Annotated in this window: 23 protein-coding genes and 1 pseudogene; 9 read left to right on the top strand and 15 right to left on the bottom strand. The window is 53.7% G+C overall.

Going from position 1 to position 25,207, the window contains the following annotated elements; translation table 11 throughout:
- Positions 1–47 precede the first annotated feature (47 nt).
- The 6 genes from mrkJ to ACMYSO_RS09490 all read right to left on the bottom strand — a co-directional run bounded on the left by mrkJ (position 48) and on the right by ACMYSO_RS09490 (position 5,417).
- On the bottom strand, positions 48–764 hold the full coding sequence (mrkJ, locus tag ACMYSO_RS09515; protein ID WP_434670300.1) for a cyclic-di-GMP phosphodiesterase MrkJ: 717 nt from the start codon (positions 762–764) through the stop codon (positions 48–50).
- A gap of 161 nt (positions 765–925) precedes the next feature.
- A complete protein-coding gene (locus tag ACMYSO_RS09510) occupies positions 926–1,441 on the bottom strand; it encodes a LuxR C-terminal-related transcriptional regulator (protein WP_434670299.1) in 516 nt (171 codons plus the stop codon).
- Positions 1,442–1,505: 64 nt separating this feature from the next.
- Positions 1,506–2,210 (bottom strand): flagellar brake protein, encoded by a 705-nt coding sequence (locus tag ACMYSO_RS09505; protein WP_434670297.1) that lies wholly within the window; start codon positions 2,208–2,210, stop codon positions 1,506–1,508.
- A gap of 399 nt (positions 2,211–2,609) precedes the next feature.
- Positions 2,610–3,476, bottom strand: a complete 867-nt coding sequence (locus tag ACMYSO_RS09500) for an aldo/keto reductase family oxidoreductase (RefSeq protein WP_434670296.1) — start codon at positions 3,474–3,476, stop codon at positions 2,610–2,612.
- Positions 3,477–3,591: 115 nt separating this feature from the next.
- Entirely contained in the window at positions 3,592–4,821 is a 1,230-nt protein-coding gene (locus ACMYSO_RS09495; protein WP_434670294.1) for an amino acid permease, read from the bottom strand.
- Positions 4,822–4,955: 134 nt separating this feature from the next.
- On the bottom strand, positions 4,956–5,417 hold the full coding sequence (locus tag ACMYSO_RS09490; protein ID WP_434583219.1) for a multidrug/biocide efflux PACE transporter: 462 nt from the start codon (positions 5,415–5,417) through the stop codon (positions 4,956–4,958).
- A 137-nt stretch (positions 5,418–5,554) separates the two neighbouring features.
- Here ACMYSO_RS09490 and ACMYSO_RS09485 point away from each other — a divergent pair, with 137 nt between their 5' ends.
- The 3 genes from ACMYSO_RS09485 (at position 5,555) to ACMYSO_RS09475 (ending at position 8,658) form a co-directional block, all read left to right on the top strand.
- Positions 5,555–6,424 (top strand): LysR family transcriptional regulator, encoded by an 870-nt coding sequence (locus ACMYSO_RS09485; RefSeq protein WP_434670292.1) that lies wholly within the window; start codon positions 5,555–5,557, stop codon positions 6,422–6,424.
- Positions 6,425–6,541: 117 nt separating this feature from the next.
- Positions 6,542–7,720 carry an acetyl-CoA C-acetyltransferase gene (locus ACMYSO_RS09480; protein ID WP_123756636.1) on the top strand — a complete coding sequence of 393 codons (1,179 nt, stop codon included), beginning with the start codon at positions 6,542–6,544 and terminating at the stop codon, positions 7,718–7,720.
- Positions 7,721–7,962: 242 nt separating this feature from the next.
- On the top strand, positions 7,963–8,658 hold the full coding sequence (locus ACMYSO_RS09475) for an oligogalacturonate-specific porin KdgM family protein (RefSeq protein WP_434583222.1): 696 nt from the start codon (positions 7,963–7,965) through the stop codon (positions 8,656–8,658).
- 215 nt (positions 8,659–8,873) lie between these two features.
- On the opposite strand, the gene ACMYSO_RS09470 is transcribed toward ACMYSO_RS09475, so the two are convergent.
- Entirely contained in the window at positions 8,874–10,049 is a 1,176-nt protein-coding gene (locus ACMYSO_RS09470) for an oligogalacturonate lyase family protein (protein WP_434583223.1), read from the bottom strand.
- Positions 10,050–10,605: 556 nt separating this feature from the next.
- Between ACMYSO_RS09470 and kduD the strand changes: the two genes are divergently transcribed.
- Both kduD and araE read left to right on the top strand, forming a co-directional pair.
- A complete protein-coding gene (gene kduD, locus ACMYSO_RS09465) occupies positions 10,606–11,367 on the top strand; it encodes a 2-dehydro-3-deoxy-D-gluconate 5-dehydrogenase KduD (protein ID WP_123756640.1) in 762 nt (253 codons plus the stop codon).
- Between the two features lie 308 nt (positions 11,368–11,675).
- Entirely contained in the window at positions 11,676–13,094 is a 1,419-nt protein-coding gene (araE, locus tag ACMYSO_RS09460) for an arabinose-proton symporter AraE (protein ID WP_434670290.1), read from the top strand.
- Here araE and ACMYSO_RS09455 read toward each other — a convergent pair whose 3' ends face one another.
- Positions 13,095–14,090 (bottom strand): LacI family DNA-binding transcriptional regulator, encoded by a 996-nt coding sequence (locus tag ACMYSO_RS09455; RefSeq protein ID WP_434670288.1) that lies wholly within the window; start codon positions 14,088–14,090, stop codon positions 13,095–13,097.
- Between the two features lie 109 nt (positions 14,091–14,199).
- Here ACMYSO_RS09455 and ACMYSO_RS09450 point away from each other — a divergent pair.
- The 3 genes and pseudogenes from ACMYSO_RS09450 to ACMYSO_RS09440 form a co-directional block, all read left to right on the top strand.
- A pseudogene (locus ACMYSO_RS09450) lies at positions 14,200–14,277 on the top strand (hypothetical protein); the annotation flags it as partial.
- A 58-nt stretch (positions 14,278–14,335) separates the two neighbouring features.
- Positions 14,336–15,577 (top strand): MFS transporter, encoded by a 1,242-nt coding sequence (locus ACMYSO_RS09445; protein WP_434670286.1) that lies wholly within the window; start codon positions 14,336–14,338, stop codon positions 15,575–15,577.
- 18 nt (positions 15,578–15,595) lie between these two features.
- A complete protein-coding gene (locus ACMYSO_RS09440; protein ID WP_434670284.1) occupies positions 15,596–17,029 on the top strand; it encodes a glycoside hydrolase family 32 protein in 1,434 nt (477 codons plus the stop codon).
- A gap of 55 nt (positions 17,030–17,084) precedes the next feature.
- Here the strand turns inward: ACMYSO_RS09440 and ACMYSO_RS09435 are convergent, their stop codons facing one another.
- From ACMYSO_RS09435 to ACMYSO_RS09410, 6 genes are all read right to left on the bottom strand, one after another.
- Positions 17,085–18,212, bottom strand: a complete 1,128-nt coding sequence (locus tag ACMYSO_RS09435) for an oligogalacturonate lyase family protein (protein WP_434670282.1) — start codon at positions 18,210–18,212, stop codon at positions 17,085–17,087.
- Between the two features lie 64 nt (positions 18,213–18,276).
- The gene (locus ACMYSO_RS09430) at positions 18,277–19,563 is read right to left on the bottom strand and encodes an ABC transporter substrate-binding protein (RefSeq protein ID WP_434583230.1); all 1,287 of its coding nucleotides are present in this window, start codon (positions 19,561–19,563) and stop codon (positions 18,277–18,279) included.
- Positions 19,564–19,579: 16 nt separating this feature from the next.
- The gene (locus ACMYSO_RS09425) at positions 19,580–20,707 is read right to left on the bottom strand and encodes an ABC transporter ATP-binding protein (RefSeq protein ID WP_434670281.1); all 1,128 of its coding nucleotides are present in this window, start codon (positions 20,705–20,707) and stop codon (positions 19,580–19,582) included.
- Between the two features lie 12 nt (positions 20,708–20,719).
- On the bottom strand, positions 20,720–21,622 hold the full coding sequence (locus ACMYSO_RS09420; RefSeq protein WP_434670279.1) for a carbohydrate ABC transporter permease: 903 nt from the start codon (positions 21,620–21,622) through the stop codon (positions 20,720–20,722).
- A complete protein-coding gene (locus ACMYSO_RS09415; RefSeq protein ID WP_434583232.1) occupies positions 21,615–22,505 on the bottom strand; it encodes a carbohydrate ABC transporter permease in 891 nt (296 codons plus the stop codon). The genes ACMYSO_RS09420 and ACMYSO_RS09415 overlap by 8 nt, the downstream gene beginning before the upstream one ends.
- A 504-nt stretch (positions 22,506–23,009) precedes the next feature.
- On the bottom strand, positions 23,010–23,330 hold the full coding sequence (locus ACMYSO_RS09410; protein WP_123756650.1) for a cupin domain-containing protein: 321 nt from the start codon (positions 23,328–23,330) through the stop codon (positions 23,010–23,012).
- 139 nt (positions 23,331–23,469) lie between these two features.
- Between ACMYSO_RS09410 and ACMYSO_RS09405 the strand changes: the two genes are divergently transcribed.
- Positions 23,470–24,162 carry an aspartate/glutamate racemase gene (locus tag ACMYSO_RS09405; RefSeq protein ID WP_434670778.1) on the top strand — a complete coding sequence of 231 codons (693 nt, stop codon included), beginning with the start codon at positions 23,470–23,472 and terminating at the stop codon, positions 24,160–24,162.
- Here the strand turns inward: ACMYSO_RS09405 and ACMYSO_RS09400 are convergent.
- Positions 24,149–25,075 (bottom strand): LysR family transcriptional regulator, encoded by a 927-nt coding sequence (locus ACMYSO_RS09400; RefSeq protein ID WP_434670277.1) that lies wholly within the window; start codon positions 25,073–25,075, stop codon positions 24,149–24,151. The two genes, ACMYSO_RS09405 and ACMYSO_RS09400, sit on opposite strands and share 14 nt — an antisense overlap.
- Between the last annotated feature and the right edge of the window lie 132 nt (positions 25,076–25,207).

Here is a 25,207-nt window from a genome sequence, read left to right as displayed (position 1 = left end):
AGGTGTGCGCTTTTCGTCAGTAAAAATACCGGGTGGTTCCGGTATTTTTACTGGGTAATGTTTTCCTGAACCAGTTGTTCAATACTGACTTCTTTCCAGTAATGGCCCTGAACAGCAAACCACTCCATCCCCTGAAGCCATTTTTTATGCGCTTCGCTTTCCACCCCTTCAATAATGACGTTATGGTTATTGCGTGAAAGGAAGGTTACCAGAGCATCCATTAAAGGACGGCCGGACTCTTTTTTCATTAAATGCCAGAAGAAGTCTTTATCAATTTTGACATAATCAAAATGATATCCACGAATAGCATTAATGCCCGCATAACCAGAGCCAAAGTCATCGAGCCATAAGGTTGAGGTAGGGGTTGTTTGCCAGTTAGCAAGCGCATCGTTAAGCAAACTGTTGGCGTTTTCAGTCACCTCAAAGTGAACACAGCCCAGTCGTTTAATATAGTCTTCGATTTTTGGATGATGGAGCATGCTGAGAATGTGGTCGTCGACATTGATTGTCGCCGAAATGCCATTATCGATAAACCACGCTTTGTGCTTTTCAATTAATGCTAATTGCTCCATGAAAATACTTTCACGCAGCGCGGTGTTAGCGTGGCGAAAGAAATACTCCGGGGCCACCGGCATGGTATCGAAACGGCTTAAGCACTCCACAGCAACCAATGTATCTTGTGGTGAGAACATTTTTTGAAAGACATAACGTACGGCGATGTCACTACGGGACAAGTTGTTATCTGAAAATAGGTTGGCTTTCATTTTTTCTCGCCGGGAAATTACACATTGTTGTTGCAGGGTGTCATGATTATAAGTGACCTTGTTGTAGTTGGGAATAATTATTAAATGTAACTTCCCAATTAATTGTTTGGTTTTGATTGGTCTCCGATTGTTTTTATGCTGAAGATGGAAGATACCCGTTTTTAGCATTGATACAGGTTGACTATTTTCTGGTTCATCATCCGGGAATTATCCATACCCAGCTTTTTCATGATATGCATTTTATGGCTGTGTACCGTTTTATGGTCGATGTTCAGCAGGGTGGCGATTCGTTTGTTGTTATGGCAGGTCATCGTCAGTTCAAGAACCTGTAACTCTCTGGCGGAAAGTTTCTTCTGCGCCGGAGCATGGCGTCCGTTGAGCGGCGTGCTGGTGGCAAGATAAAAATCACCCAACGACGATTTTTCTGTGAGTATCAATACATTACCTATATCTATCAGCTCCAGGCACAGGCTGGCAATGTCACTTTTTACCATCAAAATCAGCCGGGTGCAGTTCAGGAGATACCCGCGCAGCGTATTGAGCCGCGACATTGTTTCGGCAGCCGATATGTCCTGATGGATGACATTAACGATGACGATGCCGGCGAAAGGCATCCCTGCCTTTTGCGCAATATCCTGATAACGAAATATTGAAATATTTTTATTATTATCAACCATATAGCGGTGTATTGATTGACCAATGATATTGTCATCAGTGTACAGCGATATCCTGTCCAAAAGATCAGACTCTCTTTTTACGTTTGGCTTCCAGAATCAAATCCAGCAGCATTTTCTCTATTCTGGTTCTGTCATCATGATGGCGGAATTTAAATTGACAGGACACCTGATGGTAGGTCTCCTGGTCTACGCTGCCATCGTCGAGGGTGACTTCAATGACATTCTTGATGACTAAATCGATAGTGATTTCGCCGTATTCAGCTAATGACAGAATTGAATTTTTTAACACCGAATGATGGCCGAGAAACTTTAAGTTAGGGTTTTTCGCCATCAACGCGCAGCCGCCATCTGAGATGTCTTTAATTTCGAACGTATAGTTCTCACCATTTTTATGTCGGCCACGACAAAAGAAATCATAGTGGTGATGAAGGCGAAAGCGCGGGTCGCGTCGGCGTTGAATCACCTGCAGACAGTCAGGCAGGGTAAATGAGAATTTATTACCCTGTTGGTGCTCGCCATCATAATTTTCCAGCAACGTCGAGTTGAATTCAATCTTGCCTGAATCACTATGCAGAATGAATCTATATCTATTCCCTGGAGGGATCTTGCTATGCGTGACGATATGGAACTCGGCAAAATCAACCCGTGTGAGTTGGGTCATGATGCTTTTGTTATTGAGGAAGATTTCTATCTCAGACTGTTTTCTGAGTTCTTCCCTGAAAATAGCAATGATCTCATACCTGCTGGTTTTTATTGTTCCCTCAGTCATCTAGATTCCTTGTTGATTTTTATTGTGTGTAGTTAATTTTTTGTATAGCAATGCCAACATTCTGATTGTATTAACCAGATGTTTTTCTGAGCATTTGATGTTATTAGCTATCTTTGTAGCTGGATTGATTTGTATAAACGTCGATTCAGATATTGTTTTTCCTGTAATCAAGAGTTCAAAAAAGTCTGGAAGGCAAAAACGACAGAAGTCCCCATTAAGGAGACTCGTCAAAAAAAGTATAATTCACTGCTGTGTATGAGGTTATTGGTTACGGAATGGTGTAAACAACTACCTGTTTATTCTATATATAGTGCCAGCACTGTTGAGCTAATTCCAGGCAAATAATGGGAGGACGAGCGGGTCGGTGCGAAAAGCCTCCGCACCGGATGCCCGCGACCATCAGGCCTGCAATTTATCTAACGTTGCAATAGCCTCTGGCGGAAGAGTCAGCGCGCCAGCGGCGAGGTTTTCCTGCAAATGCTGCAGCGAAGAGGTGCCCGGAATCAGCAGGATATTAGCCGAGCGTTGCAGCAGCCAGGCGAGGGCCACCTGCATCGGTGTTGCCTCCAGCGCGGCGGCGATATCGTTAAGTTCCTGCACCTGCAGTGGGCTAAATCCACCCAGCGGGAAGAACGGGACGTAGGCAATATTCTGCGCGGCAAGCTGGTCGATCAGCGCATCGTCGCCGCGGTTGGCGACGTTGTACTGGTTCTGTACACAGACAATGGGCGTCAGCTTTTGCGCGTCGGCCACCTGCTGTGCGGTAACGTTGCTGAGGCCAATGTGGCGGATAAGTCCGCGTTCTTTAAGCTCGAGCAGGGTGGTCAGCGGCCCTTCGAGCGACCCTTCGACCGGCCCGTGGGCGCTGAGCATGCTGCGCAAATTCACGACCTCCAGCACCTCGAGACCCAGATTACGCAGGTTATCTTCCACCGCTTGCGTCAGCTCTTCCGGCGATATTGCCGGGAGCCAGTTCCCTTGTTCATCACGGCGGGCACTGACTTTGGTCACGATGCAGAGATCGTCGGTGTAAGGGTGCAGGGCCTGTCGAATTAGCTGGTTGGTGATGTGAGGACCGTAAAAATCGGAGGTATCAATATGGTTGACCCCGGCTTCCACCGCCGCTTGCAGTACCCGGATGGCGCCGTCCGGGTCGGCCGGTGGGCCGAAGACGCCAGGGCCGGCCAGTTGCATGGCGCCGTACCCCAGGCGAAAAACCTGGCGATGACCTAATGTGCCGCTTCCGGATTGTTTTACGCTGGACATGGATTTTCCCCGATGATGAGCAAAGCCTAAGTGTAAGTCAGGGGGAAAACTTGTCGCGACAGGAATGTTGGCAGAACGTGCGGTGGCGGTAAGAACCGCCGCCGCAGAGGGGAGTTTAGCTGAAGAACATCACGGAAACGCACATCAGTCCGACGACCAGAGTGATGAAGTTACCCACGGAGCGGTATGGCTTCAGGGTCGGAATAATGTAGGTCGACAGCGTTGGCATGATGAACAGAATCATGGCGATCAGCGGTCCGCTGATGGCGTAGATCATCGAGATGGCATTCGGGTTGATAAAGCAGACCACGAAGGTCAGCGCTGAGACCAGCAGAATCGAGATCGCACGGTTAAAAGCGCGGCTTTTCCGAACGCCCACCTGACTCAGCGTGGTTTTGACGATTTCGCTGGCGCCTTCAATCACCCCGAAGTAGGTGCCAAGGAACGATTTGGACATGGCGACCACGGCGACCACAATTCCGGTCACCGCCAGCCACGCCGGAGAACCCGGCATCATCGAGAGGGCGGAGAGGATCGTTACCCCTTCATTTCGCGCATTCTCAATATAGGAGGCCGGGATCGCCAGCAAGCAGCTAAAGACAAAAAACAGCACGCTGGCGCAGATGATCGTGTAGGCCACCTTCATGATTTTTTTGCATTTACCCATGGCCTGCTCGCCGTATTTCTCCTGCTGATCGATGGCAAAAGTCGAAATGATAGGCGTATGGCTAAAAGCGAAAACCATCACGGGAATCGAGATCCAGATCTGGTGGAACGTGTGCGAAGTCAGCTGCATCTGGCTGGTGAGATGGTCTGGCTGCCAGTCGCGGATAAGATAGACAGACAGGAACAGGAAGCAGGCAATCAGTGGGAACACCAGAAAGCCCATCACTTTAATCGTGATGTGACGACCCATCAAAAAGATCAGATTCAGCACCATCACCACGCCGAGGCTCAGCAGCGCGCGAACGCCTGGCGTAATCGGCATATGCCGGCTCAGCTGCTCCGCCAGGGAGTTGGTGATGGCGACCGCGTAAATCAACACCACGACAAAGAAGGCGAGAAAATAGAGCGCGGTGATCAGGTTCCCCACTTTCTTGCCGTAGTAGTGATTGACCGCACCGGTGATCCCGAGGCCGGGGACGGCTTTCGCGGAGAGGATGAACTGACTCAGGGCTTTATGCGGCCAGTAGGTTAACGGCCAGGCGACGAGGGCAGTAATGAACAGGACAATGGCGCCCGCGGATCCTAGCTGGATCGGCAAAAACAGGGTACCAGCGCCTACGGCAGTGCCATATAAGGCAAAACTCCAAAGAGTTTCTTCTTTTGACCAAATTTTAGACATCGTGTGAATTTATCAACCGTAAAACCAAAAAAAAGGAGTGTAATTTACCACAACAATGGATGAGCCGTGGCGATAGTTTAGGATGACAAATAAGCGCGGCGATCGCCGGGTGGCCTCCCGGCGTCGCGTATCGATTAGCTGCGGGCCAGCATTCGCTGCTGGCGATATTTCAGGACCCGCTCGCGCAAGGTATCCCACAGCCAGTTAAACAGCATGGTGTAGGGCAGGAAGAACAACATAAAGCCGATTTCCAGCATAAATGCCTGGATCAACGAGACGCCGAGGACCCATGCCACGGCGGTGACCCCGATGATAATGAAGCCGCTCTCAAAGCCGATCGCATGCAGGGCGCGCACTTTCAGGGTGCGTATCACCCGAGAAACAGGCCACAGGCGATCGAAAACGGCGTTATAAATCAGGTTCCATACCATCGCCAGGGTGGCGAGCAGGATGCTCAGCCCACCCATCTCGACGACCGAGCGCTGCATCAACCAGGCGGCGGTTGGGGCGAGGATCAGCGTGGCGAGCCCTTCAAAGCTGACCGCATGGATAACGCGTTCTGTCAGCGTTTTACGTTGTAACGTATTCTGTTGCATGGTGTATGGCCTCCGATAAAACCATTATTCCGATCGACCCCTTCAGGGATGGGAAATCTATTGTCAGAATTTATGCCGCATTTTATGGATAATTGTGATAAACAAAAGATAGGTTCCATCGATAAAGTAGATAGTTCATGCGCTATTCACCTGAAGCTCTGATCGCTTTTGTGGAAGCGGTCGCCTGCGGTTCGTTTTCTGCCGCCGCCCGCCGCTTGCGGAAAAGCCAGTCCACCATCAGCACCGCGATTGCCAATCTTGAAACCGACCTCGGAGTGGAACTGTTTGACCGTTCCACCCGGCAGCCCACGCTTACCCCGCAGGGGGAGCAGGTGCTGAGCTACGTCAAAGCGATTCTGGCGGCCAGCGAACGCCTGGATGAGCTGGCTATTTCGCTCTCGGATGAGACCGAGGCGCGCCTCACCTTCGTGCTTTCTGACACCCTCCATCCGGACGTGCTGGAAGACCTGTTACAGCAGTTCGACCGGCGCTTTCCCCATACCGAGTTTGAGTGCCTGATTGGTGAAGATGAGGACGTCATTGACCTGCTGCAAAAGGAGCGTGCGCAGGTCGGGTTAATTGAGGCCAGAGACCGCTATCCGACAGAGATCGGCAGTACCCGACTGCCGTTGCAAACCGCGATGGCTATCTACGTTGCGCCGACGCATCCGCTGGCCCTGCAGGAGCGGGTGATCTGGGATGAGCTGCATAGCTGGCGCGAGCTCCGTCTCAGTACTTTCCTTGGCAACCCGGCGGAACCGGCAAAGGGGCAGGTGTGGTCCGCCCCTAACTATTTATTGCTGCTCAGTATGACGGTGCAGGGGCTGGGATGGTGCATTTTACCCTGCGCGTTGGTGGAGGAGTTTGCCGGTTCAGGTGGCCTGGTTGCACTGAACATTCCCGGTTGGCCACGGGCTATTTCCGTGGATTTATTATGGAATAAGCGGGCGCCACCGGGAAAAGCCGGGAGTTGGTTGCGTCAGCATTTACAGCACCAGGAGCACTGAGGCAGTCGCAATTCTTTGTGATTTACCTCACTTTTTTTAAACAATTGCGAAATTTTTTGATAACAATTCTCTACTATGTTGCTGTTTCTTTGCGCAGAGGCAGGCCAGAGGTAGAGGATGAAAGATGTCGTGATCGTCGGTGCGTTGCGGACCCCAATCGGTTGTTTTCAGGGGACCTTAGCGCGACACTCGGCGGTGGAACTGGGAAGTCTGGTAGTGAAGGCGCTGGTGGAGCGGGCCGGTATCGACCCCCACAGTGTGGATGAGGTGATCCTCGGGCAGGTATTAACGGCTGGCACCGGACAAAATCCGGCGCGGCAGTCGGCCATTCGTGGCGGGCTGCCGAATACCGTTTCCGCCATCACGATTAACGATGTCTGTGGCTCCGGGCTGAAGGCGCTGCATCTGGCGACCCAGGCGATCCAGTGCGGCGAAGCCGATGTGGTGATTGCCGGTGGCCAGGAAAATATGAGCCGCGCGCCGCATGTTCTCACCGATAGCCGTACCGGTGCGCAGCTGGGGAACAGCCAGCTTATTGACAGCCTGGTGCATGATGGCCTGTGGGATGCCTTCAACGATTACCATATGGGCGTGACCGCGGAAAACCTGGCGCGGGAGTATGGCATCAGCCGTGAGCTTCAGGATGCCTGGGCGCTGAGTTCACAGCATAAAGCCCGGCGGGCGATTGACTCCGGGCGTTTTCGCGATGAGATCGTGCCGGTGAGCACCGAGTTAAATGGCGCCCCGCGCATGGTCGATACCGACGAGCAGCCGCGGGTGGATGCCAGCGCAGAGGGGCTGGCGAGCCTGTTGCCGACCTTCGACCGTCTGGGATCGGTGACCGCCGGTAACGCCTCGAGCATCAATGATGGGGCGGCGGCGGTGATGATGATGAGCGAGAGCAAAGCGCAGGAGCTTGGCCTGCCGATCCTCGCGCGGATCCGCGCATTTGCCAGCGTCGGGGTCGATCCGGCGCTGATGGGCATTGCACCGGTGCATGCGACGCGTCGTTGTCTGGAAAGAGCCGGATGGCGCCTGGATGAGGTTGATCTTATCGAAGCGAACGAAGCCTTTGCGGCGCAGGCGATTTCGGTGGGAAGGGTGCTGGAGTGGGATGAGCGTCGCGTCAATGTCAACGGCGGCGCGATTGCGCTGGGCCACCCGATTGGCGCTTCTGGCTGTCGTATCCTGGTGTCGCTGGTACACGAGATGATTAAGCGCGATGCCCGTAAAGGGCTGGCAACGCTGTGTATCGGCGGCGGGCAGGGCGTGGCGCTGGCGGTGGAACGCGAATAAGTTCTTTCTTTAACGATTATTTATCAAGCCTCCGGTCGGAGGCTTTTTTTATTCCTGTTTTTTGCAAAACACCACCGTGAAAACGTCCCGCCGGGGCGTTTTTTGGTGAGCTTTGTCACGTCTTCTTGTGCCATGTTTTTTGAAACAAATAATTACGATCTCGATCACTAAAACATGAGTGTATAAAAATAAAATCCAGTTTCATAAAATAGAAACATAATTTTAATTTTGAGGGGTACCCCATGTTTGCAAGAACTCTGGCTCTGGCTGCGCTCTGTGCTGCAACTTTCTCTGCATCTGCTGTAACCGTCGATCTGCGTCATGAATTTATTGATGGTGGTAAAACCGATAAAACTAACGCCGACCGTGTTGCGGTCTCACATCGTTTTGCTAATGGCTTCGGCTTCTCCGTCGAGGCGAAGTGGAAATCAGGTGGCGATAATACCGACCAGCCTTATTCAGATTTCGTTGGTAATGGTCACGAGGAGACCATTAGCTGGCAGTGGAAGGCCAATAAGAATTTCTCAGTAACGCCTGGATTTAATATCGAGAGTAACGATAGCCGCTCAATCTACAAACCGAACCTGCGCGTGCAGTACAGCTTCGATAATGGCTTCTATGTAGCCGCCCGTTACCGTTATGACTACACCCGCTATCCGGCCAGCGCGGGTAAAGAAGATGATAAAGTGAACCGTGGCGATGCGTGGGCCGGTTATGTCCTTGGCGACTGGCGTGCCGAGCTGAACTATGTGTATGCACGTAGTTCCGAAGGCGTGAACCGTAACGACAACAAGCCGTACTCGCAGGAATACAACCTGAAAGTGGCGTATAAGCTGGATAAAAACTGGGCGCCGTATGGTGAGTTAGGTAACGTTGGGGTGAATGACCGTAGCGATCGCCAGACGCGTTTCCGTGTAGGTGTGGCTTACACCTTCTAAGAAAACCAATTTTGATGATGACCCTGGCGTAGTTGGCCGGGGTTTTCTGTTTTTGGCGAAACGTAAAAGCGGGGGAATATTTATTTAGATGGGCAAACATGCCAGCCAGTTTAATTCATCTCCCCATCCCATTCCCCTGAATTACCAGCCAAAAAAAAGCCCTCCGCGGGGGAGGGCAAGGCCAGTTACAGAAACACTCAATCAAAAAGTCTACGTTATGCTTTTAACATCTCTGGGTTTTCAGGCAATTTGGCAATGTAAAGCGCCGGCTTACCGTCTTTATCAGAGCTGTACAGAATGGCACTGTCGTCCGGCGTGAACGACGGGTGCGGGTGGGTAACCTGACGGCTGTTCGCCACCGTCGCCCAGGAGGTATCGTGACGCGCAACGCGATAGTAAGCCTGCTTCGCGACATCGAAAACATACAGATACGGATCGTTATCGATGGTGTAGCCGCTGGTATCTTTCACATCTACCGGCGTACCGGAGCCGTCGCCAACCAGCAACGTGCCGTCAAAATTGCTCATCAGATGGGAACAGGCCGGCATCTGCATCAACGCGGTGTTGACGCCGGTATCCGGGTTAAAGCTGTAAATGGTACGTCCCTGCTGACCTTTCAGATAAGAGACGTACACCAGCGCTGAACCGTTCGGCACCCAGAACTCATGGGTGCAGCTCTCGCCTTCCGCATGCTCTTTGACTTTGCGAACATGACTGCCGTCTTCATTGACCATCCACATACGCGCATCCACCAGATCGTGCGGGCCTTCGTGGCAGAAAGCGACGGTGTTATCGTCGAATGGGCGATAGATCGGGTGGCCCAGCCAGTTCTTCTCTTCATGAATCACGCTGCTGGCCCCGGTTTTTAAATCAACGCGCAGCAGGCGGCAGTGTGGACCTTTATGGAAGAAATCATGGAAAATCTGCCAGTCGTTGAGCGGCGTCCAGTCGCTTTTGGCAATTTCGATGCCGACCAGTTTGGTGCAGTCGCTGTTGGCAACCCAGGTACCGTAGCCGACCCACTCGTCGGAGACGCGATACACTTCGCGCTCCTTAAGGGTGGTGAGGTTCACTTCTAGCAGCGTGCGGTCGTTCTTCACGTAATACAGTGAAGCGTCATCCGGGGAAAGGAAACCGCCGAAGGTGTTGTCGCCAGCCCCTTCAGTCAACTGGATGGCTTCGGCTTTCGCGATATCTAACAGATAGTAGTTCCAGTGACCGTCGAACTCGCCTGCAAACAGCAGATGGCTGCCATCATTGAAAAAACACTTCTGATAGAAATAGTTACGATGACAGGTTACTTCCGGTGGGGTTAAGCGGGTAATTTCCGCGCCGGTATCCGGATCGTGACTGACTTCGTAGTTTAATTTTACCCGCATGCCTTTAGCCATGATGTACTCCTTTTCTTTCCTGCAGTATCGCCAGCCGCGAAGGGGGCGCGCGTCGCCAGGTGAAGTTGATTTAAAAGATGGGTGTTAATTTATCAAAACATTGTTTCATTATTTGTGATGGCGAACGCAAATCACCATAAAATCTTGCACTGGATCGCAGTTTTTTCCCGTCTCTGGCCGCGCGACGACGGCTAACTTTGATTTCATGCTCACTTATTGCCTTGTTTTGTCTTTTTTTGAAGATTGTTTAATTGACTGTATTTTAATGTTTTTTTAATGGTTTTTCCTCGTGATCAGGGACACGCTTCGTGATCCGTTTTGCATTTTTGATAATTACATCGTGAAAATATGAAACATCGTTTTAATAAAAATTGAAAACAATTTTCTCAAGGGGTAAGATGGCCGCAATAGCAAAGCAAAACTGTGTTTTATTTTTCTATTACGGATAACGCTCCGGGCGTTTCCCCAGGCGTCAGGAGCCGTGCGGGTTGCGGGCCGGACAACGAATAGAACCTTGCCTGTGTTGTACGGGCTCTGAAAGATTAAGGAATAAATTATGATTCTCGATGCATTCTCTCTACAGGGTAAAGTGGCAGTAGTAACGGGCTGCGACACCGGACTGGGCCAGGGTATGGCGGTAGGTCTGGCGGAAGCGGGCTGCGATATTGTGGGTATCAACATTGTTGAACCGACGGAAACCATCGAGCGTGTCACCGCGCTGGGTCGTCGTTTCCTGAGCCTGACGGCCGATCTGCGCCAGATTGATGGTATCCCGCAGCTGCTGGAGCGTGCGGTAGCTGAATTCGGTCATATCGATATTCTGGTGAACAACGCTGGTCTGATTCGTCGTGAAGATGCCATTGAGTTCAGCGAGAAGAACTGGGATGACGTCATGAACCTGAACATTAAGAGCGTGTTCTTTATGTCTCAGGCGGCGGCGAAGCACTTTATCGCTCAGGGCAACGGCGGCAAGATCATTAACATCGCCTCGATGCTCTCCTTCCAGGGCGGCATCCGCGTGCCGTCTTACACCGCATCGAAAAGCGCCGTGATGGGCGTGACCCGTCTGCTGGCGAACGAGTGGGCGAAGCACGGCATCAACGTGAACGCCATCGCGCCGGGCTATATGGCCACCAACAATACCCAGCAGCTGCGTGCTGACGAACAGCGTAGTACCGAGATCCTTGACCGTATCCCGGCGGGTCGTTGGGGTCTGCCGTCTGACCTGATGGGTCCGGTGGTGTTCCTGGCATCCGGCGCATCGGATTACATCAACGGCTATACCGTTGCGGTCGATGGCGGCTGGCTGGCGCGCTAATTGAGTGCCTCTTAGCGTCCAATAAAAAAACCTGCTGCGGCAGGTTTTTTTATATCGCAATAATAATTGTCCATACTCAAAAGCAGGAATAATCCATATTCATTTGTTATGAATTTCATGAGTCCCTTTATTTAAGCGGCTTTATCGTTGTTCGGATATTATTCATTGTTGTATTGAAAGTTGAATGTCCATCACAAAACAGGCTTTGCCAGCAAATTAGTCCATATCTTTGACCTGTCCTCCCTGACACATTATCGCGTCAATCACGTACTTTCAGTGCACGTCTTACTTTGCTCAGGCAGGAAAAAATGACTTCAATCAGTGATGGCGTGACGGCAATGCCGCGTAATCAGCGCGATACCCGACGCATGAACCAGTTCGTTTCGATTGCTGCCGCGGTGGCAGGATTGCTTTTTGGCCTTGATATTGGGGTCATTGCCGGGGCGTTGCCCTTTATTACCGACCATTTTGTCTTATCCAGCCGGCTTCAGGAGTGGGTGGTGAGCAGCATGATGCTGGGGGCGGCGATTGGCGCCTTGTTTAACGGCTGGCTCTCGTTTCGCCTTGGGCGCAAATACAGCCTGATGGTCGGGGCGGTCCTGTTTGTTGCCGGTTCCCTCGGTTCGGCGTTTGCGAGCAGCGTGGAAATGCTGCTGGCTGCGAGGATCGTGCTGGGCGTTGCCGTTGGGATCGCCTCCTATACCGCACCGCTGTATCTTTCTGAAATGGCAAGTGAAAACGTGCGCGGCAAGATGATCAGCATGTATCAGCTGATGGTCACGCTGGGTATCGTGATGGCCTTCCTGTCCGATACCGCGTTCAGCTATAGCGGTAACTGGCGGGCGATGCTGGGCGTGCTGGCTCTGCCGGCCGTGCTGCTGATTATTCTGGTGATTTTCCTGCCGAACAGCCCACGCTGGTTGGCGGAAAAAGGGCGCCATGTCGAAGCGGAAGAGGTCCTGCGTATGCTGCGTGATACCTCAGAAAAAGCCCGCGATGAGCTGAATGAAATCCGCGAAAGCCTGAAGCTGAAGCAGGGCGGCTGGGCGCTGTTTAAAATCAACCGTAACGTCCGTCGCGCGGTGTTCCTCGGCATGTTGTTGCAGGCGATGCAGCAATTTACCGGGATGAACATCATCATGTACTACGCGCCACGTATTTTTAAGATGGCCGGTTTTACCACCACCGAACAGCAGATGGTTGCCACCCTGGTGGTTGGCCTGACCTTTATGTTCGCCACCTTTATCGCCGTCTTTACCGTCGATAAGGCCGGGCGTAAACCGGCGCTGAAAATCGGCTTTAGCGTCATGGCACTGGGAACCCTGGTGTTAGGCTACTGCCTGATGCAGTTCGATAATGGCACCGCCTCCAGCGGCCTTTCCTGGCTGTCGGTCGGCATGACCATGATGTGTATTGCTGGCTATGCGATGAGCGCCGCGCCGGTAGTGTGGATCCTGTGCTCCGAAATTCAGCCACTGAAATGCCGCGACTTCGGGATCACCTGTTCCACTACCACGAACTGGGTGTCGAACATGATTATCGGCGCGACGTTCCTGACGCTGCTTGATTCGATTGGCGCCGCCGGGACCTTCTGGCTGTACACCGTTCTGAACGTCGCGTTTATCGGCGTGACTTTCTGGCTGATTCCGGAAACCAAAAACGTCACCCTCGAGCATATCGAACGTAAGCTGATGGCGGGCGAAAAGCTGCGCGATATTGGGATTTAATTACAGTGATGAACGGGGTAGCCACGGGCTGGCGACGCGTACCGTCTCCCGATGGCTGTCCCCGTTAATAATATGCAGGGCGCTGAGGCGCCCGATATCATAGTGCGGAAGCTGCACCGTCGACAGCGGCGGTAAAAACAGATCGCCAATCCCCACCATATTGTCATAACCCACCACTGCCACGTCCTGCGGGATCCGCAATCCCAGTCCCAGCAACGTTTGATAGACCATAAAGGCGATGCGGTCGTTACCGCAGATCACCGCGTCGAACTGCGCTTTCCCCTCGCGAATACCGGCCAGCACCATAGCGGGAATATCATGATAATGGCGATCGCCCAGGGCCATGTAGTGATGGGTGAGCGTTTCCGGCGCGATACCGGCCTCCCGGCAGGCGCGTTCCAGCCCCCGGCGGCGGCGCACGGTTGCCAGATGGTTTTGTGGAAGATGCAGGCACAGCGGGTTGCGATAGCCAGCGGCCAGCAGCGCCTGCACCGCGGCGTACTGACCCTGCTCATCATCCGGAATATAGCTGGCGACCGGATCGTTGAGGCTTTCGCAGTTGGCGAGGACGCAGGGCAGCGTCAGCAGTTTGGCCGGTACCGGCACCTGGCGCAGCCCCATGGTGGTGTAGATGATACCGTCAGGGCGGTGGGAGAGCAGCAGGTCGACAATGGTGTCCGGGCTGTCGTCGGAGAACATATTCACCACGAAGCTGTTCCAGCCGTGCGCCCGGGCGGTCTCTTCGATAGACAGCGTGATATCGACCGAAAACGGGGTGGTGACGGTATCCAGCGCCAGCACGCCGATGGTATTCGGCGTGGCGTGCGCGCCGCGGATTTTCTTGGCGGAAAGGTCAGGGACGTAGTTGGTCTGCTCGATGGCGGACTGCACGCGGGCCAGGGTCTCAGGCTTGAGACGTTCCGGGTTATTCAGCGCCCGCGAAACGGTCATCAGAGATACGTTTGCCAGTTTTGCTACATCTTTCAAGGATGCCATCTTTCATACTCCACCGTTGCTGCCCTGCCACAGGCTATACAACTAACTCACTGATGTAAAAGGATCATGCGATATTCTATCGCACGCGATGCGGGTGCTGGGGTGACGAATCTTTGATCGCGATCGCATCTCCATTATGTTAACGTTAACTTTTGTGATTAACATCATGTATCGCAGCAAAACGCCATGATTTATGTTTTTTGTTAACGTTACCATTGCATTCGTCACCCCTACACGAGCATGTCATGATGAAAGCACATCACTCTCACAGCTATCCGTTACTCAGTGCCTTACTGTTTTTCTTTTTTGTGACCTGGTCTTCCTCCGGCTCTTTGCTCTCTATCTGGTTACACCAGGAGGTGGGGCTGAAGGCGGGCGATACCGGGATTATCTATGCCGTTTTGTCGGTGTCGGCCCTGTTTGCACAGGTCTGTTACGGTTTTATTCAGGATAAGCTCGGGCTGCGTAAAAACCTGCTCTGGTATCTCACCGTGCTGCTGATCCTCTCGGGACCGGCCTATTTACTGTTTGGCTATCTGCTGAAAATGAACGTGCTGCTCGGCAGTATCTTCGGCGGGATCTATATCGGCTTAACCTTTAACGGCGGTATTGGTGTGCTCGAGTCCTACACCGAGCGCGTGGCGCGCCAGAGTCAGTTTGAGTTTGGCCGGGCGCGGATGTGGGGATCGCTGGGCTGGGCGGTGGCGACCTTTTTTGCCGGCCTGCTGTTTAACATCAACCCGAAACTCAACTTTGCGGTCGCCAGTTGCTCCGGTGTGGTGTTCTTTATTCTGCTGGCGCGGCTGCGGGTTTCGTCCGCGCCGCAGGCCATGCAGGAAGCGATCGCGGGCGGCAAAGTGACGCTGGAAGATGCGCTGCGGTTGCTGACGCTGCCGCGCTTTTGGGCGCTGGTGTTTTTCGTCGTCGGCACCTGTATTTACGGCGTCTACGACCAGCAATTCCCGGTCTATTTCTCCTCGCAGTTCGCGACCTTGCAGGAAGGGAACGCGATGTACGGTTACCTCAATTCGTTCCAGGTGTTCCTTGAAGCCGCCGGCATGTTCTGTGCACCGTGGCTGGTTAACCGCATCGGGGCGAAAAACGGGCTGATTTTCGCCGGGATGGTTATGGCGCTGCGTATGGTCGCTTCTGGCCTGGTGGAAGGGCCGCTGCTGATTTCCATCACCAAGCTGCTGCATGCGGTGGAGCTGCCGGTGCTGCTGGTGGCGATTTTTAAATACAACAGCATCAACTTCGATAAACGTCTCTCTTCGACGCTGTACCTGGTCGGCTTCGCCTGCACCAGCTCGGTGATTGCCACGGTGCTGTCGCCGCTGGCGGGCTACAGCTACGAGATTTATGGCTTCGCCCGGTCCTATCTGATCATGGGCCTGCTGGTGTTCTGCACCACTTTTATCTCCATTTTCTTGTTGCGCTCCAGCCGGTCATCTTCGGATCCGTTGATGTCGCAACCCTCCGCTATCTGAATGAAAAGAGTGACGAATATGACTTACACCATTGCTAACGCCGAACAGGAACTGCAGCAGAAAAGCGACGCGTTGAATCCGCGCTGGTATCCCCGCTATCACCTCGCCGCACGGGCGGGCTGGATCAATGACCCGAATGGCCTGGTCTGGTTTGACGGCTGGTATCACGCTTTTTATCAGCATCATCCGTACTCCACCCAGTGGGGGCCGATGCACTGGGGCCACGCCCGTAGCAAGGATTTGGTTCACTGGGAGCATCTGCCGGTAGCGCTGGCGCCGGAAGGGCCGGAGGATAAAGACGGCTGCTTCTCCGGTTCCGCCGTGGTGGATGGCGATACCCTGGCGCTGATTTATACCGGGCATAAATTCCATGGTGAGGCCGGTAACGAAGAACATCTTTATCAGGTTCAGTGCCTGGCCACCAGCCGCGATGGCGTGCACTTCGAGCGTCAGGGAACGGTGCTGGATACGCCGCCGGGGCTGCATCATTTTCGCGATCCAAAGGTGTGGCGTGAAGGGGAAAACTGGTACATGGTGGTCGGCGCCCGCGTCGGCGATACCGGGCAGGTGCGGCTGTACCGCTCGGCCGACCTGCGCCAGTGGCACGACGAAGGGATCCTTGATGAAGCCGAAGCCGGGATGGGCTATATGTGGGAGTGCCCCGACTTCTTTACCCTTGGCGATAAGCGGGTGCTGATGTTCTCACCTCAAGGCATGGCGGCTCATGGCTATCACAACCGCAATCTGTTTCAGAGCGGCTATCTGACCGGCGAGTGGCAGCCCGGGCAGCCGTTTGTTCGCGACGGGGAATTTGTTGAGCTGGATCTCGGCCATGATTTTTATGCACCGCAAAGTTTCCTGACGCCCGATGGTCGCCGCCTCATCATCGGCTGGCTGGATATGTGGGAATCGCCGCTGCCGGAGCAGGAGGATGGCTGGTCGGGCATGCTCTCGCTGCCGCGGGAGCTGATGCTGGGGGCGGACAATCTTCTGCTGATGCGCCCGGCGCAAGAGGTGGAGTGTCTGCGTGGCGCCTGGTTCCCCTGGCCGGTGAGCACCCTGAACAACCAGCAGTCGCTGATGGTGGAAAACGCTGAGGCGATGGAAGTGATTCTGCATTGGGATTGCGCTGGCAGCACCGCGGAACAGTATGGGCTGAGCTATGGTGACGGCCTGCGCATTTATGTTGATGCCCAGATGCAGCGGCTGGTCGTGGAGCGCCACTATCCGCAACACGGTCTGTGCGGTGTTCGCAGCGCCGCGATCTCCCTGACATCGCCGCTCAGGCTGCGCCTGTTTTTCGATCGGTCTTCGGTGGAAGTGTTTGTCAATGAAGGTGAGGCCTGCCTGAGCAGCCGTATTTACCCGGAGGCTGAGCGCCGGTCGCTGTCGTTATTCGCCTGCAACGGTAGCGCACTGCTCTCGGAAGCCGGTGCCTGGCAGCTAGAGTAATCGGCCAGATTGTGGTTAAGCCCCGTCCGTGATGCCGGACGGGGTGTTACTACGTTCAGACTTCAGCCAGATACAGCGCCGGCATACCTTCTTTGTCCGAGGTAAACAGCACCCAGCGGTTATCCGGTGAAAACGAAGGGTGAGGGTGGCTGACCTGACGTTCGCCGTTAATCACCGTCCAGGTGGAGTCATGGCGACAAATTGCTTTCTGCTCGCCAGAGCGCAGATCGAACAGCCAGATGTAGGGATCGTTAAGCTGAATATCGCCGGTATGATGAGGCGAACCGTCGCCGACTACCAGCGAACCATCATGGTTGCTCATCAGGTGAGAGCAGGGCGGTATTGTCATCAACTGGTGGTTCTCCAGGGTTGCCGGGTCGGCGCGCCAGAGATAGCGGTGCGGATCGTTCTCCTGGTGGGCAACGTAATACAGCGCCGAGCCGTCGGGAACCCAGAACTCATGGGTGAAGCTTTCGCCGGGCTGGTGCTGACGTACTTTACGCATATTGTTGCCATCGGCGTCGATAAGCCACATTCTGGCATCGATTGCATCGCGCGGTCCTTCATGGCAGAAAGCAACCGTGTGGTCATCAAACGGTCGGTAGATCGGATGGCCCAGCCAGCGTTTTTCCTGCAGGACCACGCGCTGTTCTCCGCTATGCAGATCGATGTTGATCAGCCGACACTCGGGTTCAGTAAAGTAAAATGCGCGGAATTTGCCCCAGTCGGTCAGCGGCTGCCAGTCGCTTTTTTTGATCTCAATCCCCACCAGTTTGCTGCCATCGCTGTTCGCCACCCAGGTGCCGTACGCGACCCACTGATCATCCACTTCGTAGACAACCTGTTCTTCCAGCGAGGCCAGATCCACCCGGCGCAGCTGATGGTTATTTTTGACATACCACAGCGAGCGATCATCGGCGGATAAGAAGCCGCCAAAGGTATTGTCGCCGGGGCCGTCGGTCAGCTGTATCGCCTGCTGCGCGGCGATATCTAACAAATAGTAGTTCCAGTGGCCTTCGAATCCGCCACCAAACAGCAGTTTACCGCCGTCGCGGGTGAAGCATTTTTGATAGAAGTAGTTGCGGTGGCAGATGACGTGCGGGGGCGTCATCCGGATCACCCGATGACCGGTTTCGCTGTCTTCCGTGGTGCGAAAATTCAGCGGGATGATTTTGCCTTTCATGACTCACTCCTGATAAAAAAATACCCCGCAGCTGGCGCGGCGGGGTAGGGACAGTGATATCGGATTAACGCATTGCGCGGCGCAGAATACGGTCAGACTGACGCTGGAAGTCTTCTGCCGTCTCTTCGACAGTTTTTTTGCCGTAGTCGATGTACTGCAGCGAAGTACCAAACTGCGCCACGATCTGCGGGTCATCAAAGTATGGCGAAACCGGCAGCTTGGTTGGCAGCGATTGCGCCAGCTTCAGACCGGCAACCGCCGGGTCATCGGCTTTAATGGTGCCGTCTTCGGTCAGGTATTGCACCGCCACTTTGCTCAGCGGCACGCCGCGCTCCAGGCCGAGGGTATCGACCCCTTCTTTGCTGTTCAGCAGGAAGTTAATCACTTTTGCTGCCGCTTCCGGGTTTTTCGTCGATTTACCGATCGACAGCATCTGTGCCGGTTTAAAGAACAGACCGGCATCGGTGGCCCCCGGCAGCATCGGGTAGGCGCCCAGATCCAGTTTCGCTGGTGGCTTCAGGTTATCGGAGTATTTGTTGATGGTGGAGTTCCACATATAGGTCCCCGCCCATTCACCCTGAATCCACGGCTTCATTTCGTACATATTGCTCTTACCGAAAGAGGCATAGTACTTGGTGTCCGGCATTACGTGGCTGTCGACCAGCTTTTTGTACATCTGGAAGAATTCCACCCACTGCGCTTTACTGTAGGAGAATTTCTTCGTTTTTTCATCGATAGCCGGCTGGTTATATTTCTGAATCATATAGGAATTCAGCAGGGCCAGCGTATCCTGGTGTTCCAGTACTACCGGGTAATACTGTTTGCCCAGTTTGCTCTCAAAGGTTTTCCCAGCCGCCATCAGATCGTCCCAGGTTTTTGGGTATTCGACGCCGGCTTTCTTCCAGGTTTCATCGTTGAAGTAGAACACGCGAGCGGTGACGGAGATCGGGATCCCGTTGAGCTTGCCGTCTACGGTGGTGGATTGCAGTTCTTTCGGATCGAACTGGCTCAGGTCGATCACGTCCTTCATTTTGTTCAGATCGTAGAAGCCGTCACCGTTTTTCGAGAAGATCGGCAGCCAGTTCCAGTTGGTCTGCATCACATCGGGCTCGGTACCCCCGGCGATCTGGGTGGTCAGACGCGAAAGATGGCCATCCCAACCGGTGTATTCGGCTTTAACGTTAATGTCCGGATTTTGTTTATGAAACTCTTCCAGCGCCTTCAGAGTGACCTGGTGACGGCCGTTGCCGCCCCACCAGGACATACGTAAATCAACATCTTTTGCCATAGAAGGTAATGCGGTCAGGCCCAACGTTGCGGAGATTGCGGCGCTTAAAAGCACTTTTTTCATTTTAATACTCCAGTAGTTACAGAGAGATATTCTGTTCTGTGGTGGCATCAAAGAGATGGCACTTGTTCATATCGAATTTGAACCAAACCTTACGGTGAAGCCCTTTTTCAATCATCGGTTTCGCTTCATCGGAAGGAACGCGGGCGGTCAGTTCATAGTCGGCGACTTTCAGGTAGACGAAGAACTCGTGACCCATGTTCTCGACGCGGACCATTTCGCCGGAGCAACCGCCCTCGGCAAAAGGTTCATCGGAAATGGAGACGAACTCCGGACGCACGCCGTAGAACAGTGACTGATTGGTGTGGCCGCTGGCTTTCTCCTGCAGCGCGTCGCTTAACGGCAGCAGTTCATCACCAATAGTCAGGTGCAGACGACCGGCGCGATCCACCAGTTTGCTCTGGCGGATGTTCATCTCTGGTGCGCCGATAAAGCCGGCCACGAACATGTTTTTCGGTTTGTGGTACAGGTTGTCCGGCGTATCGACCTGCATGATATGACCCAGCTTCATCACGCAGATGCGGTCACCCATGGTCATCGCTTCGGTCTGGTCGTGGGTCACGTAGACGGTGGTGGCCGGTTTGCCGGATTTCTTCAGCTGCTTGTGCAGGTCGGAAATACGGATACGCATCGAGGCACGCAGCTTCGCATCGAGGTTAGACAGCGGTTCATCGAACAGGAACACGTCCGGCTTTTTGACGATGGCGCGACCGACCGCGACACGCTGTGCCTGGCCGCCGGAAAGCTGGCGCGGCAGACGATCAAGCAGCTCTTCCAGCTCCAGAATTTTGGCCGCTTCATTAACCTGGCTTTCAATCTGATCTTTCGGCAGTTTGCTGAGCTTGAGGCCAAAGGCCAGGTTCTCACGCACGGTCATGTGCGGGTAGAGTGCATAGTTCTGGAACACCATCGCGATACCGCGTGATTTTGGCGCGAGGTTGTTGACGATTTTCTCGCCGATGCGCACTTCGCCACCGCTGATGGTTTCCAGTCCTGCCAGCATGCGCAGGGTGGTGGATTTGGCACAGCCGGATGGCCCGACGATAACCATAAATTCGCCATCCGCAATTTTCAGGTCGATAGCATGTACCGCTTTGAAGCCGTTGGAGTAAACTTTTTCCAGTTTTTTGAAAATAACTTCAGCCATGATATTTCCCTCTTAACCTTTAATTCCGCTGCTGGTAACGCCCTGTACGAAGTAGCGTTGTGCCAGGAAGAACACGATGATGGACGGCAGAATGGAGATACTCGCCATTGCCAGAATTTCGTTCCACGGAGCGCCTTCCGTGACGTCGATGGACATTTTCAGTGCCAGCGCGATTGGGTATTTATCAACGCTGTAGACATAGATCAGTGGGCCGATAAAGTCGTTCATTGACCACATGAACTGGAACAGCGCCACGGAGATGATTGCCGGTTTCAGAATCGGTACCACCACATACCACAGCACCTGGAAAGAGTTACAGCCGTCAATCTGCGCCGCTTCTTCCATATCACGCGGTACACCGCGCAGGAACTGAATCAGCATGAAGACGAAGAACCCTTGGGTCGCGAATGCCAGCGGCAGATACAGCGGCAGATAGCTGTTCAGCATGCCCATTTCACGGAACATCAGGTACTGCGGGATCAGCAGGACGGTGCTTGGCAGCAGCATGGTGGTGATCAGGGTGGCGAACCAGAATTTCTTCCACGGGATCTCGAAGCGGGCAAAGCCGTACGCCACGATGGTGGAGGAGATAATGGTCAGCAGCACTTTCGGGATCACATACTTGAAGGTGTTCAGCATGTAGTGACCGAAGTTGTACTCGGTGCCGGTTTTCCAACCGTTAATAAAGCCATCCCAGGTGGCGTGAGCCGGCCACAGGCTCAGGGTGGTGAAGATCTCATGGTTCGGTTTGAACGACGCAGAGAACATCCACACCAGCGGATAGAGCATCAGCAGGCCAACGAACAGCAGGATCACGTAGCGGATCATCCGGCTGATCTTTTCGCGGCGCAGGGTACGGGCCACTTCACGTTCCGCAATTTCCATCGCCGGGGTCATTTGTTGGATATCAGCCATTTTTGCCTCCCTTATCGGCGGAGTAGAACACCCAGTATTTCGATGACTTGAACGCGATGGCGGCAAAGACCGCGACGACGAGGAACAGCACCCACGCGAGCGCGGCACCATAGCCCATATCAAAGTACTTAAAGGCCGTATCGTAGATGTAGAGCGAGAACAGATAGGTGGAGTAGGTTGGGCCGCCGCCGGTGATAACGTACGGTCCGGTAAACTCCTGGAATGCCTGCGTCGTCTGCATAATGAAGTTGAAGAAGATAACCGGCGTAATCAGCGGCACGGTCACTTTCATAAACATCTGCCACTTGGAAGCACCGTCGATCATCGCCGCTTCATACTGTGACTGTGGGACGTTCTGCAGCGCTGCGAGGAAGATAACCATCGCGGAACCGAACTGCCAGACGCGCAGCAGCGTCACCGACATCAGCGCCAGAGACGGTTCGCCAAGCCAGTTCACCGGGTCAAATCCCAGCACGCCGATAAAGCTGTTCAGCAGGCCATCGATCGCAAACAGCGCACGCCACAGGACGGCAATGGCCACCGAGCTGCCGAGAATCGAAGGGATGTAGTAAGCGGTACGGAAAAAGCCGATGCCGCGCAGTTTAAAGTTGAGAACAAAGGCAATGCCTAACGCAAAAGCCAGTTTTAACGGGATCGTTAAAAAGACGTAAGCAAAGGTCACGCCCATGGATTTCCAGAAGAGCGAATCTTCGGTCAACATGTAGCGATAGTTTTCAATGCCGTTAAAGACCGGCGGACTCATCAAATCGTACTCAGTGAAACTGAGGAAGAAAGATGAAACAAAGGGAAAAGCGGTAAAGAGTATCAGCCCGATGATATAGGGCGATATCCATGCCAATCCCAAAAGCTTGTTTTCATTCATACATACCTACCTGGCTTACGAGTTTGTAAAACGGATTCGGTGTAATGGCTTTTTCCCGTGCCGAAGTTCGGCAGGAAAGTTAATCTGTTGCTGGTGTCTTCGCTGGCGTTAGCTTCCTTTTTAACCTTGTGTTTATTATCGAGGGTTGCTCGCAGCTTCCCTGCTGAACCTGTTCGTTTCGTTTTTTACCTACCCGACGCGTTAGTTTTATAAAACGCCGTTTTATTTTTATTTTATTGCTATTTATTACAGAGTCATTCGATTCATAACGGAAATGTGATCGAAGTCGAAACGATGTTTCAAAAAATGCGGGTCATGAACGATTTCTGTGGGGCATGGGACGGAGAAAAAGGGCGAGGCGGAGATTTGAACAATACGGAGTGATAATAAATAGTGGGCTAATGATTTGTTCGTAGAGGGTTTTTTGGTTAACGGAGCTGATGAGAAGAAGGGCGTCGTTACGTGAAGGGGGCATGTCAGGAATGCCCCCTAATGGGACTCGTTTTACAGGAAATCTTCACGGATAGGGGTGAAGGTATCCAGCAGGGTGCCAGGCTTCAGGCAGATGCAGCCGTGCATGATATGCGGTTTTTTATAGAGGGTATCGCCGGCGCGGACCACGTGTTTTTCTTCGCCGATGGTGAACTCAAATTCACCGGAAAGCACATAAGTCAGCTGCTCGTGCGGGTGGTTGTGCATCGGCCCGATGGCGCCGACGTCGAAATTCACCTCGACGGCCATCATGTGACCGTCGTGCGCAAGGATACGACGGGTCACGCCATTGCCCAGATCTTCAAGGGTGGTCTCTTTGTGAAAAATAAACATCCGGCAGTCCTGTTGTTAAGTGAAACAATGTTTCATTTAATTTATATCAGATTGCCTTGAAAAGAAACGATCGACAAGAGAAGTGGAAAGTTGATCACAAGTTTGTTTCACTGGAACAAACCCTGTTAAGGAGCAAATGATGAAAACGATTGGCCTGTTGGGCGGCATGAGCTGGGAATCCACCATCCCCTATTACCGCCTGATTAATGAAGGCGTCAAGGCGCGCCTGGGCGGGCTGCACTCGGCCAGCCTGCTGCTGCATAGCGTTGATTTCCATGAAATCGAAGCCTGCCAGTCTTCAGGGGAATGGGATCGTGCCGGGGAGATCCTGGCGCAGGCCGCGTATGGCCTGCAACAGGCCGGCGCGGAAGGGATCGTGCTGTGTACCAATACGATGCACAAGGTGGCGGAGGCTATCGAAAGCCGCTGTGAGGTGCCGTTCCTGCATATTGCCGATGGTACCGGGCGGGCGATTAGCGCCCAGGGGCAACGTCGCGTGGCGCTGCTCGGCACCCGCTATACCATGGAGCAAGATTTTTATCGTGGCCGCCTGCAGCAGCAGTTCGCCATCGAAACGCTGATTCCCTCTTCTGACGATCGTCAGCGCATTAACGAGATCATTTTTGACGAGCTGTGCCTCGGAACATTTAGCGATGCGTCACGCGATACCTATCTGCAGATCATCGCGGAGCTGGGGGAGCAGGGGGCTGAAGCGGTGATCTTTGGCTGCACCGAGATTGGCCTGCTGGTTCCCCCGGCGCTCAGCCCGCTGCCGGTGTTTGATACCACGGCGATTCACGCCAGCGATGCGGTGAATTTCATGCTCTCTTAAGCACCGCCTCGAGCGGTGTCTGAATACGCGTCAGGCTGCTTTGCAGATGCTGAATAAACGCCTCGACCAGCGCCGAACCGGGGCGGTGCAGCGGGCGGATCAGGCTGACGGTAAACGGGACATCGACGCTAAAGCGGCGCACCACCACGCCGCTCTCGGCGTAGTCTAGGGCGGTCAGCGGGTTGACGACGGAGATGCCGACGCCTGCCCGCACCATCGCACAAATGGAGGCCGCGCTGTGGGTCTCCACCACCATCCGGCGTTTGATCTGATGCTCCTGAAACAGGGCGTCAAGCAGCTGGCGATAGCTGTCGGTACGCGACAGGCTGATATAGTTTTCACCGTGGAAATCCGCGGGTGTCAGCAGCGGTTTACTGGCAAGCGGATGGTCCTGCGGCAGCACGCAGACTTCGTTGAGGGTCAGCAGCGGTGTGCGCTCGGTACCGGCGGGGGTGTGCAGAGTTTCCGTCAGGCCGAGGTCGTGGCGCTGGGCGGAGAGCCACTCCTCAAGCAGCGGTGACTCCTGGGGGACGATTTGCAGGCTGACTTCCGGATAGCGTGCCAGAAACGGCTGCAGCAGCAGCGGCAGAAACGACTGGGAAAATACCGGCAGACAGACCACCGACAGTTCCCCCTGGCGGAACTCGCGCAGGCTTTCCGCCGCGCTGACGATACGGTCCAGCCCGTACCACGAGCGCTGTACCTCTTCGAACAGTCGTAAGCCTTGGACCGTCGGCTGTAAACGCCCGCGGGTGCGGGTAAACAGCGTCAACCCGATCACTTTTTCGAAACGCGCCAGCTCCCGGCTGACGGTCGGCTGGGAAGTATGCAGCAGCTGCGCCGCTTCGGTCAGGTTGCCGGTGGTCATCACCGCATGGAAGATTTCAATATGGCGCAAATTGACGGCTGGCATAGCGACTCGCAAAAAGTGTCCGGTATCCATATCATTTTTGCATAGAGTCACGATAAAACGATATTTTTTATTCTCTTCACCCTATGGCGTAATCATAAAAAACACGCACAGTACAGACAACACCGGAGTTCA

The sequence above is a fragment of the Klebsiella sp. B345 genome, from assembly GCF_051131735.1.
Classification (GTDB): domain Bacteria; phylum Pseudomonadota; class Gammaproteobacteria; order Enterobacterales; family Enterobacteriaceae; genus Klebsiella.
Note: the sequence above shows the minus strand (reverse complement) of the source record. Positions and strands in the feature narration are given on the sequence as shown.